The following is a 19222-nucleotide window of genomic DNA, read 5'->3' as shown; positions in this document are numbered from 1 at the left end:
TCATTTCAAAGAAAGAGCCGAATTCTTTTATCTTTGCTGCATGCTATTTAGTGAAATTTTAGGTCAGGAATATATAAAAACCCACTTAATCCAAAGTGCTGAAAATGGTCGCGTACCTCATGCGCAACTTTTTGTAGGTCCAGAAGGTTCGGGCACCTTAGCCATGGCTATTGCTTATGCCCAATACTTGTTGTGCAAAAATATTGAAGGTGAAAATACAGGTGGAAATGAAGCTTGCAACACCAAATTTAAGAATTTTTCTCATCCGGACTTACATTTCGCTTTTCCAGTTGCGATAACCGACAAGGTTAAAAAACATCCTGTTTCCAATCTGTTTTTGGAAGAATGGCGCGAATTATTGCGTGAACAGCCTTACGGAAATTTATACGATTGGTACAAAAAACTTGGTATTGATAACAAACAAGGACAAATTGGTGTAGATGAAGCTACTGAAGTTGTAAAGTCCCTTTCCTTAAAATCTTTCGAAGGTGGTTTTAAAGTGATGATTATCTGGATGGCTGAAAAAATGAATACAGCAGCAGCCAATAAACTTTTAAAACTAATTGAAGAACCACCAAATAAAACGGTGTTTATTCTAATTACTGAAGATGAAGGACAGATTATAAGCACCATTAGATCTAGATGCCAAGCTTTACACTTTCCTCCTTTAGCCGAAGATGTAATTATACAGGCACTTATTAAAAACTTTAATTTGGAGCATGCTATAGCCACAAGAATTGCGCTTCAAGCAAATGGAAATTATAATAAAGCCTGCGACTTAGTCTATCATGATAGCGAAGACACTACGTTTGAAACTTGGTTTATTTTCTGGATTAGAAGTGCGTTTAAAGCCAAAGGAAATAAAGCTGCCATCCACGATTTAATTTCATGGAGCGAAGATATTTCTAAAACCGGTCGTGAAACCCAAAAGCAATTTCTTCAATTTTGCATGGTGCTTTTTAGACAAGCACTATTGTTAAATTATCAAGCAAACGATTTGGTTTATATAGAAACTAAAACAAAGGGTTTTGAATTACAAAAATTCGCTCCTTTTGTCCATGGAAATAATATTCTAGAAATTACTCAAGAACTTCAAGATGCTATTTATCATATTGAACGCAACGGTAATTCTAAAATTATTCTAACCGATCTCTCTATTAAGCTAACAAGATTGTTGCATAAAAAAGACAATTAAAATGGCAAACCCTAAAACATGGTTTGTTATTATCAATCCAACTTCTGGTAATGGTTCTAGCAAGAAAAAATGGCCTGAAATTCAGAAACTTCTAATAAGTTACCAATTTAATTTCGAATTTGCATTTACTCAATATGCCAATCATAGCTCAGAGTTGATTCAAGAAGCTATTAATCAGGGTTTTAGATATTTTATCTGCATTGGTGGAGATGGTACTTTACACAATATGGCCAATGGTATTATGCTTCAAAAAGAGGTGCCGTCCACAGAAATTTATGTGGGTGTTATTCCAATAGGTACGGGAAACGATTGGGTTAAAACGCATTATATTTCCACTGATTTTGAGAAAGCCATTCAAACTATACAAAACGGAAACCTAAAACAACAAGATGTCGGGAAACTACTGCTTTTAAAAGCGGATAAACAGCCCACATATTTTGTAAATCTTGCGGGAGTTGGTTTCGATGGTTATATAGTTAGCAAAGTTCATAAATACAAACATTTTGGAGCTATAGCTTATCTCTTTGGCGCGCTTTTAGGTTTATTCTCATTTAAAAATTTTCATTCTAAGGTAATTATAAACTCAGAGGTTATTGAGTCTAAAACCTTAATGATAATCGTAGGAATAGGTAAATATGCTGGAGGTGGCATGCAATTAACAAATACATCAAATCCGTATGATGGCATGTTTGATATTAGTATTGCAAAAAATATTAGTAAAAGGGATATTATTAAAAACATTTCCAAGCTCTTTAATGGTAAAATTACAAACCATAAAAAAGTAGAAACCTTTAAGGCGGATTCTATATCTATTGAAATTTTAGATACTAAGCAACCATTTATTGAAACGGATGGTGAAATAGTTGGAACTGGAAATATCCAAATTTCAATACTTAAAAATGCATTTTCATTTTATTGCTAAATAAAAAAACGCCAAACAAAAGTTTAGCGTTTTTAAATAATGCTTAAGACGAGTAACTACTACTTTTTATAGTCGTTATTTAATGCCTCTAAAATAGTTTCTGTTAAATCGTTTTCCTCTTTTCCATACATAACACTTCCAGCATCATTACTGCCAAAAATATAAGTGTAACCGTTTTTCTCGCCGTACTCCTTTACATATTTTTTAACCTTAGAGATTAAAGAATCGATTTGAACTTGACTTTGTTGTTGAATTTCTTGCTCTTCAACTTGAATGCGTTGTTGTAGCATTTGTTGTTTTTGACTCAACACTTGGTACTCTTGTTGTGCTTGAGCATCAGTCATTTTTTGAGCCTTTTCTTGAAAAGCTTGTGCTTCCATTTGGAAAGCTCTTCCAGTACTATCTGTTCTTTTTTGAAAGGTTTCAACTTTTGTTTTGAATTTTGCCTCAATATCAATCTTCTCTTGATATTTATTAATGAGTTCCCCGTTATCAACAAATCCTGTTTTTAAAGATGAGTCGCACGAAACCAAAGTAACAATTGCTAAAGCAACTAAAATTATGTTTTTCATTTCTTGTTTTTTAATTTTGCGCAAATGTAGAAAAGTAAAGGATATAGTGTTAAAAAATATACAACAATTTATTATATAGAAATAATCTATTGAAATTAAGTATATGATAAGACGCCTCGATTGAAATCGACTTTATTAGCTGCGTTTTGCGAGCGTTTCAGGAAATTTAGTAGCAAAGCCTTGTTTGTAGCCAAAATCTATCAGATAATCGCTTTAAATGAAGAATTACTTGTTTTTTATCACATAAATCAATGAAGAATATTCACCAGAACGCCTAGCTTTCAAATTTGAAAGAAATCCTATTCTAAAAGCATTAAAAATATTTAAAGAACCCTTTTTATATTTCTCAGAAAGCATGCTTACATAATATGAATCGAAAGTCATGGGCAAAATTTCGACAACTTTCATATTCTTTGATAACATCAACTTCGAAATAGAATCCTTTGCAAAATGCCAAAGATGTCTTGGGGCATCAAAAGCCGCCCAAAAGTTTTTATAATACAAAGCGTCGTAACTTTTATAATTTGGAACAGCAATAATTAACGTACCATCTGGTTTCAATAAGTGTTTAAAAGTAGAAAGCTGATTTTCTAAGTTTGGTAAATGTTCCAATACATGCCAAAGCGTAATAACATCGAAACTGTTTTCTGTAAAGTTTAAAAGTTGGTCAACTCCAAAAACAGCTTCCTTGGTTTTTTTGTTGGCTATTTTTCTAGCCCGTATGTTTGGTTCAATTCCTGAAATAGTCCAATGATCGTTTTGAGCAGTTTGCAAAAAATCGCCTGTGCCACACCCTACATCTAAAAGGGTTCTGTTTTTGGAATTCCCCTCTTGTTTATTTTGAAGCGAAACCGAATTAATTAATTTTAGTTTTCGTTTTAATGAAATTTCCCTAACCAAGTGATATGCGTTTTCAAACAAATTTCTTTTGGAATCTGTATGAGAAATGTAGTCTTCAGTTTTATAATATTCTGGAAGTTCTGTTTCATTTGGTTGAGGAACCGTTTCTAGAAAACCATAAATTTCATTTTTAATTAATTGAAATTCCTCTCCAGAAACAGAATGATCCTTAACTTTTAAATACACTTTTTTATCCTTCATAAAACGAATTCCTTTCCATTTGAAATAATAAATCGGGTTTTGTTCCACGTGGAACATGTGCAGAAACACCTTGAGATTACCTTCCCATATAAACTAAAAGTACCGAAACATCACTTGGAGACACTCCACTAATTCGTGATGCTTGAGAAATAGTTACAGGTTGAATATGATTTAATTTCTCTCTGGCTTCCAAGCTCATGGATTTCAATTTTGAATAATCAAAATTCTTTGGGATTTTTATATTCTCCAATCTATGAAGTTTATCGGCGTTATTCTTTTCCTTTTCTATATAACCAGAATACTTCACCTGAATTTCCGCTTGCTCAATTACCTCATTATCCAAATCATGCATTTGGATATATTCTTCCACAGAAGCCACTTGACGCATATCGTCTATTGTAATATTAGGACGTGAAAAAATTTTAAACATCTTGTCAGATTGACTCATTAAAGCCGAATCCTTAGATTCTAAAATGGGGTTTATTTCTTCATGACCAACACTGGTATCGGCAAAAAACTTTACAAAAGCTCCCGACTTTTCCTGCTTTTCCTCCATACGTCTCATACGTTTTTCTGAAGCCAAACCAAGACCGAAAGATCTAGGTGTTAATCTGAAATCAGCATTATCCTGACGAAGCAAAGTTCTATACTCCGCCCGCGAGGTAAACATCCTATAAGGCTCTTCTGTTCCTTTTGTAATTAAATCATCTATTAGAACACCAATATAAGCCTCACTTCTACTCAAAGTAAAAGCATTCTTTTCCTGCACTTTCAATGACGCATTTATCCCAGCCATTAATCCCTGCGAAGCTGCTTCTTCATAACCTGTAGTTCCATTAATCTGCCCAGCGAAATACAAGCCTTCAATTAACTTGGTTTCTAAAGTATGTTGCAATTGTGTTGGTGGAAAATAATCATATTCTATAGCATAACCAGGACGGAAGAATTTTACATTTTCAAATCCAACAACAGAACTTAAAGCTTTAAATTGGACATCTTCTGGCAAGGAAGTTGAAAAGCCATTGACATACATTTCTACTGTATTCCAACCTTCAGGTTCTACAAATATTTGATGCCTATCCTTGTCAGCAAAACGATTTATTTTATCTTCAATAGACGGACAATACCTAGGTCCCAAACTTTTTATCCTACCATTAAACATTGGCGATCTATCAAAACCCTCACGCAGCAAATCGTGAACTTCAGGACTAGTAAAAGTCATATAACAAGAACGTTGCTTTGTCAGTGGTTTGGTAACATCCAAATAAGAGAATTTCTCAGGTTTCTCATCTCCTGGCTGCTCTATCATTTTAGAGAAATCTAAAGATCTGCCATCCACTCTTGGAGGCGTACCCGTTTTCATTCTCCCAGATTCAAATCCTAAACTAACTAATTGTTCAGTTATTCCAGTCGCTGCTTTTTCTCCCGCTCTTCCTCCACCAAAGTTTTTATCACCAATATGGATAAGGCCATTTAAAAAAGTCCCATTGGTTAGCACAACCGATTTTGCTTTAATTTCAATTCCAAGAGAAGTTTTAACACCAACTACTTTATGATTTTCTACCAATAATCCAGAAACCATATCTTGATAAAAATCTAAGTTTGATGTATTTTCCAACATCAACCTCCAATCTTCAGCAAAACGCATTCTGTCGCTTTGGACCCTTGGGCTCCACATGGCAGGACCCTTAGATTTGTTAAGCATCTTAAACTGGATTGCCGATGTATCACTAACAATTCCGCTATAACCACCTAAGGCATCAATCTCTCTAACTATTTGTCCTTTTGCAATTCCACCCATGGCAGGATTACAGGACATTTGTGCAATATTCTGTAGGTTCATGGTAATAAGCAAGGTTTTGCTTCCCATGTTTGCGGCGGCCGCAGCAGCTTCACTACCCGCATGACCTCCACCTACTACTATAACATCATATACTGAATTAAACATAATTCTCTTTCTAATCTTTTAACTGGATTCACTTGCTCTAAAAAAATTGTTCCACGTGGAACAATTCCCTAGTTCATTTTCAAGTTCTGAAGTTTAAAATAAAATAACTTGCAAATATACGTTGATTTACTGCCTATTAGCAAATAATTGAAGATAATAATTCTCCTTTTCCCTCATCAATTTCTCATCCTTCGCGGTTTTATCCTTATATCCACAATAATGCAATATACCGTGAACCATTACGCGATGAAGTTCCTCTATAAAAGGAACACTGAAATCTTTAGCGTTATCCTCAACTCTCTCTGTAGAAATATAAATATCACCCTGTATTATTTTTCCTACCGTATAGTCAAAGCTAATAATATCTGTTAAGGTGTCGTGTTCAAGAAACTCTAAATTCAATTTATGCAAATAATCATCATCACAAAAAATATAATTGATCTCTCCTAATTTGAATTTTTCATTCAAAATTACAGCCTCTAGCCATACGGAAACCTGAGCTTCATTACCAAATAAAAAATCGTTTTCTGAATTGTAACTAATCATTCTCCTGTTTAAAGTAGTCTTTAACTTTTTTATTATAGACCGGCTGCAAAGGTAAACTTTGTCTATTTAATATTTCATTTGTATTAAAATATTCTTTGGCCTTAGGAATTTGATTATTGGTATTATTATCAAAATCGGTCGTATTTGCTTCAGCCTTTCGTTTAGTATCTTGTCCTTGTTGAAAGGTGGCATTTTCCATTTTTAGTAATTGATGCTGAAGATTCATCATTTTCTCTAAGGTCCTTTGTGTAAAACCTTTATTCAATAAATCCATTTCAACCTGTTCCATCTGTTTTAATAAATTAGTGCCCGTCGGATTAATCCCTTCCTTTGCCAGTCGCTCTTCCAAGTCCTGTCTAATTTGTTGTTGTTGTTGATAAATTTGAAATAGCTCCCCAAGCATTTCATCGCTCATCGAACCTTCACCCTCACCTTGCTTTTGACCTTCATTCCCAGATTCCCCATCTTTACCGTCCTTACCTTCCTTTTCACCCTTTTCGCCCTTTTCTCCATCTTTCCCTTTTTCACCTTCATCCTTGGGTTTGCCGTCGTTACTTTTCTTCATCCCATCTTCCATTTTCTTATTAAGTTCCTCTTGGCTCATAATAATATCTGGTAAGCCTTGTTCTGGTTTACCTTGTCCTCCGGTTCCCTGCCCACTAGCTTCCATTTGCATTGAATCCATGACATTACTTAAAAAATCGGCCAAATTATTAGCAGCAGTAATCGTGTATTGTTGATTAGAAACTCCTTTAAAAATATCGTTATCTGAAAACTGAACCAGCGACTTATCGATATTATAAAACACCTCCGAAATCTCCTTGTTTACAAATTCCGAAAGTTTAGGTTGTCTTAAAGACAGAGAAAATAAACTATCATCTATATGAGAAAAATGTTCTTTTAAAGTGTACTGTTTCTTCAAATACTCCGCATATTTATTGTGATTAATTTCTATGCTTTTAAACTGATTCATTAAATCCTCCTGATCGAAGGAAAACAATAATAGATTGTCCAGAATCTGACGAAGCATGTCGATATCCTCTTGCATTTGTTCGCCTCCACCTCCCATCATTTGCATCCCGGCCTGCATTTTCTGACTCAGATTTTTCATTTTTTGTCCAGCCTGTTTTTGCTTTTGAGCAGCTTTTTGTTGATTTTCTTGTGCATCTTTTTCTTTATTCTGCTCCTCGTTATCTTCCTTTTTACCTAATTCATCCGAGGCAGCTTCCTGATCGGATTTAATTTCATCCTGTTGTTCTTCATCTCTTGGAAGTTTCACTGGATCCATCAAACTTTCATTTTCTTTTTGAAGTTCTTCCATCTCCTTTAGAAAGTCTTTAAATTCCTTATTTAATTCTTCCTGTTTTTCCTTGGTGTTATCATCTTTGTTTTCATTTGAAAGATCCAATTGTTTTTTAGACAAATCCTCCAATTCCTTTTGAAGTTTTTCCAATTTCTTAGAGACATAATATTTTTTAGTTAACTCCAACAATTGCTCTAAACTCCGTTTTTTATTTTTATTTTGTTTTGCAAGTTGTTCTAATTTTTCAGAAAGTTCTTCTTTATTTATTTTTTCTTGGAGCTTCTCTAATTCTTCTAAAAGCTTTTCATCCTTTTTAAGTTGCTCTTCATTGTCTTTTAAGCGTTCTTTCAAATCTTCTTTAAAAAGATCAATCTCTTTATTTTCCTTTTGAAATTGCTCTAAGTTTTCTTTAAGTTCTTTATTAAAATTCTGCATCATTTCCTCTTGCTGCTTCTGGCGCTTTAAGAAGTTTTCTAACTGACGTTTATCGTTAAAATTCAATTCGGCCTTTTCCTTTTGCATTTTTGAAAGGGATTCTAATTCCCTTTCTCTCTCCCGAAACTTTTCAAGAGATTTATCCAAATTTTGAATCGTCTCATTTTGTTGTTGTAATTGCTTGTCTTCCTCTTCATCCTTGGTTAATTTTCTATACGAGTACACCGTGCTTTTAGTACTTTTGAAATTACTTAAAGCATCATTATCAAATACTTGAAAAAACAAATTGTAGCTAATTCCTTCCTTTAATTGCAAGTGATTTGGAAATGCACTGATAAAATCGGCGATATTAGATTGAGAGATTGATATAGCTTCATATCTTACATCTTCCTCATTATCAATAGGATAATACACCAATTGCAACTTGCTCAAACCATAATCGTCACTTGCCTGCCCTTGGAAATAAAGCGATTGACGATCTAAACTGTCCACAGCCATTTTAACAGTCAATTCCGGATATTCATCTGAAACAACATCTATACTATAAGACAAGGTTTCATAATTTTTAAGTTTGGCATTACTGGTGGTTAAACTATAATCCAAAGATTTATAAATTTGTTTTGTGGCTTGAAAAGCATCCGAACTTGTTTTAGTAAACTGAAGCGTATCCTTAGATAATAATTGCACTTGTTCCGTGGCCTTGGTTGCCAGTTTCCAGGTAATCTTTGTTCCTTGTGGCACAATGGCATTCCCTGTACTTTTTAAAATCTCGTCCATCCTTCTAGTATAGGAAGGATAATCCAAATGCATTTCGAAATTTAATAAACTTGGTACTTCAACCACGTTCAAAACGTAAGATTTAGAACGAACACCAATGGACGACAATTCAAACTTAATATCCGACTTAGGCTTAGAAAAAACATATTCAAAATTACCAGGACTTATCTGCTGCAAAACATAGGACTCGTTATTAAAGGAAATCTTCACATTCTCCGGAACTACGTCTCCCGCAGTAGAAACCATCAATTTAAAATCCTTGTTCTCGTTCGTATCCAAAGATTCATTCAGAATAAAAAACTGAAAAGGTGCTGGAGGTTCGTAAGCAGTTTTATAGTTTAACACACGTTGATAACTATCGCTAAACAAACTAAAATGACCAGTTAAAAAAGTTAGAAGTAAAATACCAACCGGAATGGCCGCATATTTTAAATATTTTACATTCGATTTAAAATTAATTGCCAATTTAAAAGGAATAGGCTGTAAATGGGCGGATTTCTGCTCGATACTAGCAAGAAGAAGTTCAGACTCCGATGAATCCTCTTTTAATTGAAGAACATTTAAAAGCTTATCACTGACTTCAGGAAAGTGATTACCAATAATTTTTGATGCTTCCTTATAATCAATCCCCTTTTGAAGTTTAAATAATTTAGCCAATGGGATGGTAATAAATTTAATAAATAAAGCCATTTCTACAACAACAAAAAACCAAAACAAAATAGTTCTAGCCGTAGGATTTAACCACAATACATACTCCATAAAAAGCGTGAATAAAAAATATAAAAAGCCCAAAGCAAAAAACAAGATGGCTCCTTTAAGAAGTTCATTCATGTAAAATCGCCTAATAAATTGCTCCAATTTTAATTGGATGTCATTAAATTTCGTCATGTATATTTAGTTCCCATTTTCTTAACCACTAAAACTACAATAATATTTTTACTCTTAGTTGTTTAGGATTTGTAAAACTTAGTTAATTTTAACAACTTCGAGATAAAAAAGTATCTTCCTTCGCTTTATTCCATTTTCTTTGCTCTTTCTACTGCTCTACTCTATCTTTGCAACTTCAAACTAAACAACATGTCAAAACAAGTAAGAGTGCGTTTTGCACCAAGTCCAACTGGACCTTTACATATTGGAGGTGTTAGAACAGCACTTTTCAACTACCTTTTCGCTAAAAAATACAATGGAACTTTTATTCTTAGAATTGAAGATACAGACCAAAACAGATATGTAGAAGGTGCAGAAAACTACATTGTGGAATCTTTAAATTGGTGTAACATTCCTTTCGATGAAGGTCCAGGAAAAAATGAAAAATTTGGCCCTTACAGACAAAGTGAACGTAAACAATTATATAAGGAATTTGCCGATAAGTTAATAGCTTCTGGTAATGCCTATTACGCTTTTGACACAGCTGAAACTTTGGATTTTCATAGAAAAGATCACGAAGAAAAGGGCAAAACTTTTATCTATAATTGGCATAACCGATTGAAATTAGATAATTCCTTATCACTTTCTGTCGAAAAAACCCAAGCAAAACTAGATGCTGGAGATGACTATGTCATTCGGTTTAAATCGCCTCAAGATGAAACCATGCACTTAACTGATATTATTCGTGGCAACATTACTATCGACACAAATATTTTAGACGATAAGGTTTTGTTTAAAAGTGATGGTATGCCAACCTACCATTTAGCGAATATTGTTGACGACCATTTAATGGAAATTACGCATGTAATTCGAGGAGAAGAATGGTTGCCTTCTTTGGCCTTACATTATCAATTATATAAAGCTTTTGGTTGGGAAGCCCCTGAATTCGCACATCTACCGCTTATTTTGAAACCAACAGGAAAAGGAAAACTAAGCAAGCGCGATGGCGATAAATTAGGATTTCCCGTATTTCCATTAGCTTATAAAGATCATAAAACTGAAGAAGAATCTCGAGGATATAGAGAAGATGGTTATTTTTCTGAAGCGGTTATCAACTTTTTAGCCTTATTAGGTTGGAATCCAGGAACCGAACAAGAACTTTTTAATTTAGAAGAATTGGTTCAAGCCTTCGATTTAAATCGCGTAAATAAGTCTGGCGCTCGTTTTGATCCAGATAAAATAAAATGGTTTAACCATCATTATATGCAAGAACAGGATAATGACGAACTTGCAGAACAGTTTAAAACACTTTATCCTGAAGCATTGAAAGACATCGATGTTCAATACATTTCCATGGTTATCGACTTAATTAAAGAACGTGCTACTTTTGTATCAGATTTCTGGGATTTAGGATACTTTTTCTTCGAAACTCCAACAGATATCGATGAAAAGGCTGCAAAAAAAGCTTGGAAAGAAGATTCTCCAGAACTTATGAAAGAACTAATAACGGTTGTTTCTTCCATTGAAGATTTTACAGTTGAAAACCTTCAAACTAAAATTAAAGGCTGGATTACTTCAAAAGAAATTGGTTTCGGAAAAGTAATGATGCCTTTACGATTAGCGCTAGTAGGAGCCTTGCAAGGTCCAGAAGTTTTTGATATCATGTATTTAATTGGGAAAGACGAAAGTGTCAGACGAATAGAAAACATTATAAACACCTTATCATAAAAAAAGCGACCAATTGGTCGCTTTTATTTTTTTTATATCTCATTTTTAAAACGTAATCATGGCTGTAAAAGCTAGCATGGATTGATTTCCTTTTATCTTCTTATCGTTTCCGCTTAGGTCCAAATTATTATTGTTTAACTTATTTAACATGTTGGTAAATCCATAAATATATTGTGCTTTCAATCTAAAAAAACCAAATCCTGCAGATGCACCAATAGCGCCATCTACATTAAAATTACTAATATCCCTTAAATCCTTCGCTATTAAATTTGTATAAGAATTTATGATATAGGTTTCATAAGCTTTATCCTTTATTTCCATATCACTGTTGTACTGGATCATTGGTCCAACGTCAATAGTCAAAAAGCTTTGAATGAGTTTTACATGCATTAACAGAGCAATTTGCGCAGTAAATATTTTATAATCTACAAACTCTTCACCAGGACTTAAAACAAGTGGTCGCGCAGCAATTCCAACGTTATTTTCAGACAGTTGAATGGTGTAGCTAACATTGTACCACTTATGTGGAATATCAACCGTTGCAGAAGCTCCCGCTTGCCAACCATTGCCCTTTTTAGTAGTAAAATTATCAGTTAAAATATCGTACTGGGTAATCCCTCCATAAATGCCAAAACCGTTTTGGATTCTATAATTTCCCTTTTGTCCAAAGGACATTGTAACAAAACCAATACAGATAGCTACTAATAGTATAAGTTGTTTTTTTTGCATGATTGTTCTAGTGTAATTGTAACAAATATAACTTAATTTCGTATTTATCTATTTTACAAACCTAAAAAATCCAATTATGTCCATTTTATCCATTCCCATTATAATTTTATGTTTATTCATATTTATCTCGCTCTTTTTCATTGTAAAACAACAAACAGCTGTTATTGTTGAACGTTTCGGAAAATTTCATAGCATACGCCATTCTGGTTTACAATTAAAAATTCCAATAGTCGATAGAGTTGCTGGTCGTTTAAGTTTAAAAATTCAGCAATTAGACGTTTTAATTGAAACCAAAACCTTAGATGATGTTTTTGTGAAACTAAAAGTTTCTGTTCAATATAAAGTTATTAAAGACAAGGTTTATGATGCTTTTTACAAATTAGATTATCCTCACGAACAAATAACCAGTTATGTATTTGATGTGGTTCGTGCCGAAGTTCCTAAAATGAAATTAGACGATGTTTTTGTTAAAAAAGATGATATTGCTCTAGCTGTTAAGGCTGAATTAAACGAGGCCATGTCCGATTATGGGTTTGATATTATTAAAACCCTAGTAACGGATATCGATCCAGATGCTCAAGTAAAACAAGCCATGAACCGAATTAATGCTGCTGATAGAGAAAAAACTGCAGCACAATATGAAGGTGATGCACAACGTATTTTAATTGTTGAAAAAGCAAAAGCTGAAGCAGAAAGCAAACGTTTACAAGGACAAGGTATTGCAGATCAACGTCGTGAAATTGCTAGAGGTTTGGAAGAATCTGTAGAAGTATTAAACAAAGTTGGAATCAATAGTCAGGAAGCTTCTGCTTTAATTGTAGTTACACAGCATTACGATACGTTACAAGCTATTGGAAGTGAAACAAACAGTAATTTAATTTTATTGCCAAATTCACCACAAGCAGGAAGTAATATGCTAAACGATATGGTGGCTAGTTTTACGGCCAGTAACCAAATTGGGGAAGCTATGAAGAACTCCAATAATAAAAAGAAAGAATAATTTTAATAAAGTTATCAAACAAAAGCCTCCAATTTTAAAAGTTGGAGGCTTTTAATTTTTATGATTCTGCTTATGTTTATCTATCAAATTATTCAGAATTGAGAGATATCTTTGTAATTCTTCTGAAGACATTTTCGGGTGTTCCACGTTGGGAATAGTTATAGGGTTTTCATCCAAATGCCTATAAAGCGTAGGATAATCTTTTTTAATATGAAGTAAAACTTCTGTTATTTCTGAGAGTAACTCTTTCACTGTTTTCAAATTAAATTTTATTTTTTATGAAATTATAAGATACTAACTTAAAAGGGTCTTTCAAAATGAAAAGCTTAACCTTAACAATTTCGGTAAAGCCATCATTAACAACAAACTAATTAAAAGAATATCAACTTTTGAAACTTGTGTTAACAAAAAAACCCCGAATTATTCATTCGAGGTTTTAAAATTATCATTTTAATTATATTCAAATAGCTTTTGCTTCTGCCACTAAAAGCTCGTTACTATCTTCTAAGGCTTTTTCAATAAACTCATTGATTTCTGAATTTTTCTCTAATCCGTTTTTAATTAAAACCTTTAAAGTCAACATAGCCGCAATACGTGTTCCAACTTTTTTTGCAGTGGTATTGAATAAGGGATTCAATTCTTCATAACTCACGTTTTTAGCCAGTTCTAGAATTTCAGCTTTCACCTTTTCCTGTTTGGCTTCTGGTAAATTCGTATACTTTTTACCCAACTGCTGAATCACATCAATCGCTTTTCTCTGTGGCTGATTTTGTTTTGGTTGTTGTGGTTTCTGACTCTTATTTTCTGTTGCTTCAGCACTTTTAGATTGCTTGGTCCAAGAATCTTTTAAACCAACCGTTTTATTGAAAATAAGTTTCTCTGAAGTGGTATCGTTATCCACATTAAAATAACCAATGCGTTGAAATTGGAACCTATCTCCCACTTTCGCTTCTAACAAACTAGGTTCTACATAAGCTTCGACTGTTTTTAGGGAATCCGGATTTACAAACTCCATAAAATCTTTGTCTTGATGTGAATCTGGAGCTTCGTCTAAAAACAATCGGTCATATTCCCTAACTTCAGCTTTTATAGCATGTGGAATGGAAACCCAATGAAGCGTTCCTTTTACTCTTATGGTAGTATCCTCGGTATACGTACAATGTATTTCGATGATATTTCCTTTTTCATCCTTTACAACACGTTCACCTTTAATGATATATGCATTTTTTAAACGCACCTCTTTTCCTAAAGTCAATCTAAAATATTTACTGTTAGCTTCCTCTTTAAAATCGTCCCTTTCAATATAAATCTCACGCGAAAAAGGTACTTTTCTATAGCCAGCCGACTCATCTTCCTGATTGTTTTCTGCTTCCAACCATTCTACTTTTCCTTCAGGATAATTGGTAATAACTACTTTAACCGGATCTAAAACGGCCATCACTCTTGGAGCTGTTTTATTTAAATCTTCGCGAATACAAAACTCCAACAAGGCAACATCAATTACATTATCTCGTTTGGCAACACCCACAGTTTCCACGAATTTTCTGATAGAATTTGGTGTATAACCACGACGACGAAGTCCTGAAATAGTTGGCATTCTTGGATCATCCCATCCAGAAACAATATTTTCCTCTACCAATTTAAGCAACTTACGTTTGCTCATAATGGTATAGCTTAAGTTTAAACGGGCAAACTCTCGTTGTTTTGGAAGCATTGGAAGCGCTTCTGGTTGATATTTATACACTTGTTCCTTAAACCAGTCGTAAAGCTCTCTATGAGGCTTAAATTCAAGCGAACAAAGGGAATGTGAAATCTGTTCAATATAATCACTTTCTCCATGTGTCCAATCGTACATAGGATAGATACACCAATCGTTTCCTGTTCTGTGATGTGCTCTCTTTAAAATTCGATACATCAACGGATCCCGCATCAACATGTTTGGATGTTTCATATCAATTTTAGCACGAAGTACGTGTGTACCTTCGTCGAATTTGCCATCTTTCATTGCTTGAAACAAATCCAAATTCTGTTCCACACTCCTATTTCTAAACGGTCCATCAACACCTGGTTGGGTTGGCGTTCCTTTTTGTTCCGCTATAGCTTCGCTAGACTGCGAGTCTACATAGGCCTTTCCCTCTTTTATTAACAAAACAGCCCAATCAAATAACTGCTGAAAATAATCGGATGAATACAACTCGTTTGCCCATTTGTAGCCTAACCAAGAAATATCTTCTTTAATGGCGTCTACATATTCCTGTTCTTCCTTTTCAGGATTAGTATCGTCAAAACGAAGGTTTACAGGCGCATTATATTTTTCACCCAAACCAAAACTAATTCCAATGGCTTTGGTATGACCAATATGTAAATAGCCATTTGGCTCTGGTGGAAAACGAAAGCGTAAAGCTTCCTTTTCTAATCCATTAGCGAGATCTTCTTCTATGATATGCTCAATAAAATTGAGTGGTTTTAATTCTTCAGACATATTTAAAAATAAAAAGCAAAGTTATTAAATTATAGTGTATTATTTTTGTTGAAAAGAATTTGTTTTGGGAATTATAAAAGTTGAAAATATCAGGGTTTTTGCGCATCATGGCTGTTTAAAGGAAGAAACAAAAATTGGTTGCGATTATCGCGTGGATTTGGAAGTTAAAGCCAATTTAAAAATCTCGGCTAAAACGGATGCCTTAAGCGATACGGTTGATTATGTTTTTTTAAACAGAATCGTACGAGAAGAAATGTTAAAACCGTCTAAGCTATTGGAAACAGTAGCTAAGCGCATTTTGGTTAGAATTTTTAAGGAAGATAAACTTATTAAGAAGGCAAGTATTTGTGTGAGTAAATTAAACCCTCCTATTGGCGGTGATGTTGAAATGGTTACGATAAAAATGACCGAAAAGCGTAAAAAATAGCTTGTAAATAGCGAATGAGCATAAAATTTTTTACATTTGCAGTCATCAAAAAATAACCTCCTGTTTAAGTTTAGCTTTTATAAGCCTTAAACACAGGAAATATAAGGTGTCGTGGCCGAGTGGCTAGGCTCAGCTCTGCAAAAGCTGCTACAGCGGTTCGAATCCGCTCGACACCTCTTTTAAACCTTCAAGTTATACTTGGAGGTTTTTTTATTATAAATTTTTATAAAAAATTAATTAAAGAAATACAGCAGTTCTCCAGAAACTTAGGAACGATCCACACCTATTTTAAACCTTCAACTTTACTTAGAGGTTTTTTTATTATAAATTTTTATAAAAAATTAATTAAAGAAACACAACGGTTCTCCAGAAACTTAGGAACAATCCACACCTATTTTAAACCTTCAAGTTTACTTAGAGGTTTTTTATTAAAAAATAAATATTTACATCATCTACAGCCTGATATAGCACTATTAACCATACAATAACAAAAAAATATTCTATTTGTTAACCTTTTTAATTTTATTATATAAAGTTTAGTATTTTGTCACATTATATTAATCAATTATTAAAATCTTTAAATTATGAAAATCTTTAAATTATTTTTATTCAGTTTTTTAATTATCTCAAACATATCATGTTCTTCAGACGACGATAACAATGATATTGATTCGTCTAATATTATTGGAAGTTGGACTTTGAAAGAAGGACACATAGTACCTGGATCAATGAATCTTGATATTGGTGGAATGACAGTTCCGGTTGTATATTCTGGTAATTTTATTAACATTGAAGAAAGTAACAGAATAAATTTTCAAGAAAACAACACCTTTTCTTCTGTTACCGGAAACATAGCTATAGAATTACAAATGACCATTATGGGTCAACCTCAAAATCAAACTTTTGAAGGGAGCGATTTTTTTGGTCAAGGAACTTGGGAAGTTAATGGAAGAGAATTGAAAATACATAATGAAAACGGGACTACTATTAAGTACCACATCGATAATATTGATGGTAATGTGCTAGAATTAAGTAGTAATGTAAAAGATATGAGCACAGGAGAACCAAATCCTATGTTAGAAAGTATGGATATGGTTATTAAAATGAAACTTGAGAGAGTATAAAAACAGTGTAATAACCCTTACTACATATCTCTGTTTATCAGACTAATTAGAATCATAAATCCCATTAAAACTATTTATTTTTAATGGGATTTATTTGCTCTAGTCGGTCTTTAATTCGTTCTTTTTCTTTTGGAAAAAATCCTTGAACCAACAATAAAATTCCAAAACCTAAAATAACTAAAGAGACAATTTTTTTGGTTTTAAAAATGCGACGTGGAGTTAATTTATTTTTGAGGGTTTTTGCTGCTATCATTTTTAATAGATCCACTAAAAAATAGACAGCTAGAATAGTACCTAAAAAGACAAAGAGTTCTTGATTTGTTTCGGTTAAAGAACTTCCAATAACTATAAAGCCTAACCAACCCAATAACACTCCAACATTTATAAAATTTAATAAAAAGCCTTTGATAAAGAGCATTCCAAATTTCTTTTTTATTTCGACCATATGGTATTCCCTAACTATAGAACGAAAAGATTTGGAAGTTTTTATAAAGGAAATAAAACCGTAAACGGCAAGTAGAACGCCTCCAAAAATAAGGAAACTAGGATCGTCTTTAATTTTATGTAAAAGTTTGGTTGTACTGTAAAATGCAACAATAATAAATAAAATATCTGCTAAAATAACACCAAGATCAAATATCAAAGCACTTTTAAACCCTTTGGTTGCGCTGGTTTCCAATAGCACAAAAAATACAGGTCCAATAGTGAACGATAAAAGAATACCAAAAGGAATTGCTGTAAGAATAGCATCTTGCATACAAATAAGGTGTTTACTACAAAACTACATAATTTTTTTAGCCATTAAAAGATAAACTTACCTATAGGTGATATTAAATCGATTTAAAAAGAGCTAAACTATTAGTTTTTAAATTTAATCTTTACGAACTACTTTACCACCTAAAACAATATTTTCTTTTATTGTTGTAGGGGTTCCATAAATATAAGCTGTTCCTCCCGCTTTTACCGTAACATCAACTTCTTGAATGGCTTTTACGTGTGCTTCACCAGCAGCTCTTATATTAACTTTTGTTTTGTCGGTTTCTAAATCCTTACCTAAATAAGAACCTCCAGTTGTTAAATCGATATTTTGATTTTTTGCTTGCCCGGAAATACGAATAACACCGCCTGTAATAGCTTTGGCTTCCACAAAAGTAACATCTTCAACCATAAGTTTAATACTACCGCCTTCTTGAGCTCGCGTATCTATTTCAAATTGTTTAATAACATCGTTGGAACTAACAAAAGCACCTTCATTTACATCAATAACATCAATGGTTTTGTAATATAATTGAACGGTAGTTAAATCTCCATCAAAAACTTTTTTAAGAGACATTTTAATTTTTAAGTTTCCATTTTTGTTAACAAAAACTACATCTTCCGTGTTATTTCCTGTTATTACAACTTTATTATCATCCGATTTTATAAGTTCTACCTCAATTCTATCATAAACTTTAAGCTTATTAAAATCTCCTAAATTCTTTTCAGTTTGAGCATTTATAGAAGTTGCGGCCAATAAAAAGCTTACCAAAATTATCTGTTTTATCATATTTTTTAATTTAATCTAGTAGGAACTACAAAAACTATACCTCAGGTTTTCCTATTAAGGTAAAATCCAAATGTTTTTTTACCAAGTCGGTTTCTTTTACTTTTACTATCACTTCATCACCTAATTGATACATGGTTTTGGTATTTTTTCCAATAAGTGCATAATGGTCTTCATCAAATACATAATGATCGTCCCTCATATTCCTTACACTAACCATTCCTTCACATTTATTTTCTATAATTTCTACATAAATTCCCCAATCTGTTACCCCTGAAATAACACCAACAAATTCTTCATCCTTATGGTTTTCCATGAATTTAATTTGCATGTATTTTATAGAATCTCTTTCAGCTTTTGTTGATAGATTTTCCATGTTACTGGAGTGATTGCATTTATCTTCGTAAACTTGTTCGTTTACCGATTTTCCTCCATCCAAATAATGTTGCAACAACCGATGTGCCATAATATCTGGATATCTTCTAATTGGTGATGTAAAATGACTGTAATAATCGAAAGCCAA

General features: G+C 33.1%; 17 protein-coding genes and 1 tRNA gene. 7 read left to right on the top strand and 11 right to left on the bottom strand.

Going from position 1 to position 19222, the window contains the following annotated elements; genetic code table 11:
• Positions 1 to 40 precede the first annotated feature (40 nt).
• Together VKY47_RS05150 and VKY47_RS05145 are read left to right on the top strand one after the other, a co-directional pair.
• Positions 41 to 1195 (top strand): DNA polymerase III subunit, encoded by a 1155-nt coding sequence (locus VKY47_RS05150; protein WP_324310926.1) that lies wholly within the window; start codon positions 41 to 43, stop codon positions 1193 to 1195.
• Between the two features lies 1 nt (position 1196).
• A complete protein-coding gene (locus VKY47_RS05145) occupies positions 1197 to 2117 on the top strand; it encodes a diacylglycerol/lipid kinase family protein (protein ID WP_324310924.1) in 921 nt (306 codons plus the stop codon).
• Between the two features lie 59 nt (positions 2118 to 2176).
• Here the strand turns inward: VKY47_RS05145 and VKY47_RS05140 are convergent, their stop codons facing one another.
• The 5 genes from VKY47_RS05140 to VKY47_RS05120 all read right to left on the bottom strand — a co-directional run bounded on the left by VKY47_RS05140 (position 2177) and on the right by VKY47_RS05120 (position 9630).
• Positions 2177 to 2689, bottom strand: coding sequence for an OmpH/Skp family outer membrane protein (locus VKY47_RS05140; protein WP_324310923.1), 513 nt, complete (start codon positions 2687 to 2689; stop codon positions 2177 to 2179).
• 225 nt (positions 2690 to 2914) lie between these two features.
• A complete protein-coding gene (locus VKY47_RS05135; protein ID WP_324310921.1) occupies positions 2915 to 3790 on the bottom strand; it encodes a class I SAM-dependent methyltransferase in 876 nt (291 codons plus the stop codon).
• Positions 3791 to 3866: 76 nt separating this feature from the next.
• The gene (gene mnmG, locus VKY47_RS05130; RefSeq protein WP_324310919.1) at positions 3867 to 5738 is read right to left on the bottom strand and encodes a tRNA uridine-5-carboxymethylaminomethyl(34) synthesis enzyme MnmG; all 1872 of its coding nucleotides are present in this window, start codon (positions 5736 to 5738) and stop codon (positions 3867 to 3869) included.
• 126 nt (positions 5739 to 5864) lie between these two features.
• Positions 5865 to 6284 carry an rRNA maturation RNase YbeY gene (ybeY, locus tag VKY47_RS05125; protein WP_324310917.1) on the bottom strand — a complete coding sequence of 140 codons (420 nt, stop codon included), beginning with the start codon at positions 6282 to 6284 and terminating at the stop codon, positions 5865 to 5867.
• Positions 6277 to 9630, bottom strand: a complete 3354-nt coding sequence (locus VKY47_RS05120) for a DUF4175 family protein (protein ID WP_473964601.1) — start codon at positions 9628 to 9630, stop codon at positions 6277 to 6279. Before VKY47_RS05120 ends, ybeY begins: the two co-directional genes overlap by 8 nt.
• 246 nt (positions 9631 to 9876) lie before the next feature.
• Here VKY47_RS05120 and gltX point away from each other — a divergent pair, with 246 nt between their 5' ends.
• The gene (gene gltX / locus VKY47_RS05115) at positions 9877 to 11394 is read left to right on the top strand and encodes a glutamate--tRNA ligase (RefSeq protein ID WP_324310913.1); all 1518 of its coding nucleotides are present in this window, start codon (positions 9877 to 9879) and stop codon (positions 11392 to 11394) included.
• 45 nt (positions 11395 to 11439) lie between these two features.
• On the opposite strand, the gene VKY47_RS05110 is transcribed toward gltX, so the two are convergent.
• A complete protein-coding gene (locus tag VKY47_RS05110; RefSeq protein WP_324310911.1) occupies positions 11440 to 12123 on the bottom strand; it encodes a hypothetical protein in 684 nt (227 codons plus the stop codon).
• 76 nt (positions 12124 to 12199) lie between these two features.
• Between VKY47_RS05110 and VKY47_RS05105 the strand changes: the two genes are divergently transcribed.
• Positions 12200 to 13123, top strand: coding sequence for an SPFH domain-containing protein (locus VKY47_RS05105; RefSeq protein ID WP_324310910.1), 924 nt, complete (start codon positions 12200 to 12202; stop codon positions 13121 to 13123).
• A gap of 51 nt (positions 13124 to 13174) precedes the next feature.
• On the opposite strand, the gene VKY47_RS05100 is transcribed toward VKY47_RS05105, so the two are convergent.
• Positions 13175 to 13375 (bottom strand): hypothetical protein, encoded by a 201-nt coding sequence (locus VKY47_RS05100; protein ID WP_324310909.1) that lies wholly within the window; start codon positions 13373 to 13375, stop codon positions 13175 to 13177.
• 208 nt (positions 13376 to 13583) lie between these two features.
• Positions 13584 to 15605 (bottom strand): glutamine--tRNA ligase/YqeY domain fusion protein, encoded by a 2022-nt coding sequence (locus VKY47_RS05095; RefSeq protein WP_324310908.1) that lies wholly within the window; start codon positions 15603 to 15605, stop codon positions 13584 to 13586.
• A gap of 64 nt (positions 15606 to 15669) precedes the next feature.
• Here VKY47_RS05095 and folB point away from each other — a divergent pair, with 64 nt between their 5' ends.
• The 3 genes from folB (at position 15670) to VKY47_RS05080 (ending at position 17156) form a co-directional block, all read left to right on the top strand.
• Positions 15670 to 16032: a dihydroneopterin aldolase gene (folB, locus tag VKY47_RS05090; protein WP_324310906.1), complete on the top strand. Its 363-nt coding sequence runs from the start codon at positions 15670 to 15672 to the stop codon at positions 16030 to 16032.
• A gap of 105 nt (positions 16033 to 16137) precedes the next feature.
• Positions 16138 to 16208, top strand: a tRNA-Cys gene (locus VKY47_RS05085).
• A 408-nt stretch (positions 16209 to 16616) separates the two neighbouring features.
• Complete coding sequence (locus VKY47_RS05080; RefSeq protein ID WP_324310904.1) at positions 16617 to 17156, top strand: lipocalin family protein; 540 nt, start codon at positions 16617 to 16619, stop codon at positions 17154 to 17156.
• Positions 17157 to 17226: 70 nt separating this feature from the next.
• Here VKY47_RS05080 and VKY47_RS05075 read toward each other — a convergent pair whose 3' ends face one another.
• From VKY47_RS05075 to VKY47_RS05065, 3 genes are all read right to left on the bottom strand, one after another.
• Complete coding sequence (locus VKY47_RS05075; RefSeq protein WP_324310902.1) at positions 17227 to 17913, bottom strand: LysE family translocator; 687 nt, start codon at positions 17911 to 17913, stop codon at positions 17227 to 17229.
• Between the two features lie 114 nt (positions 17914 to 18027).
• Entirely contained in the window at positions 18028 to 18702 is a 675-nt protein-coding gene (locus VKY47_RS05070; protein WP_324310900.1) for a head GIN domain-containing protein, read from the bottom strand.
• A 34-nt stretch (positions 18703 to 18736) separates the two neighbouring features.
• Positions 18737 to 19222 (bottom strand): RNB domain-containing ribonuclease (locus VKY47_RS05065; RefSeq protein ID WP_324310898.1); only part of this gene is annotated, 486 nt, incomplete at its 5' end.

Origin of the sequence: Xanthomarina sp., from assembly GCF_035306705.1 — a bacterium.
In the GTDB taxonomy this organism is placed as follows: Bacteria; Bacteroidota; Bacteroidia; order Flavobacteriales; family Flavobacteriaceae; genus Xanthomarina.
This window is presented reverse-complemented; position numbering and strand designations above follow the sequence as displayed.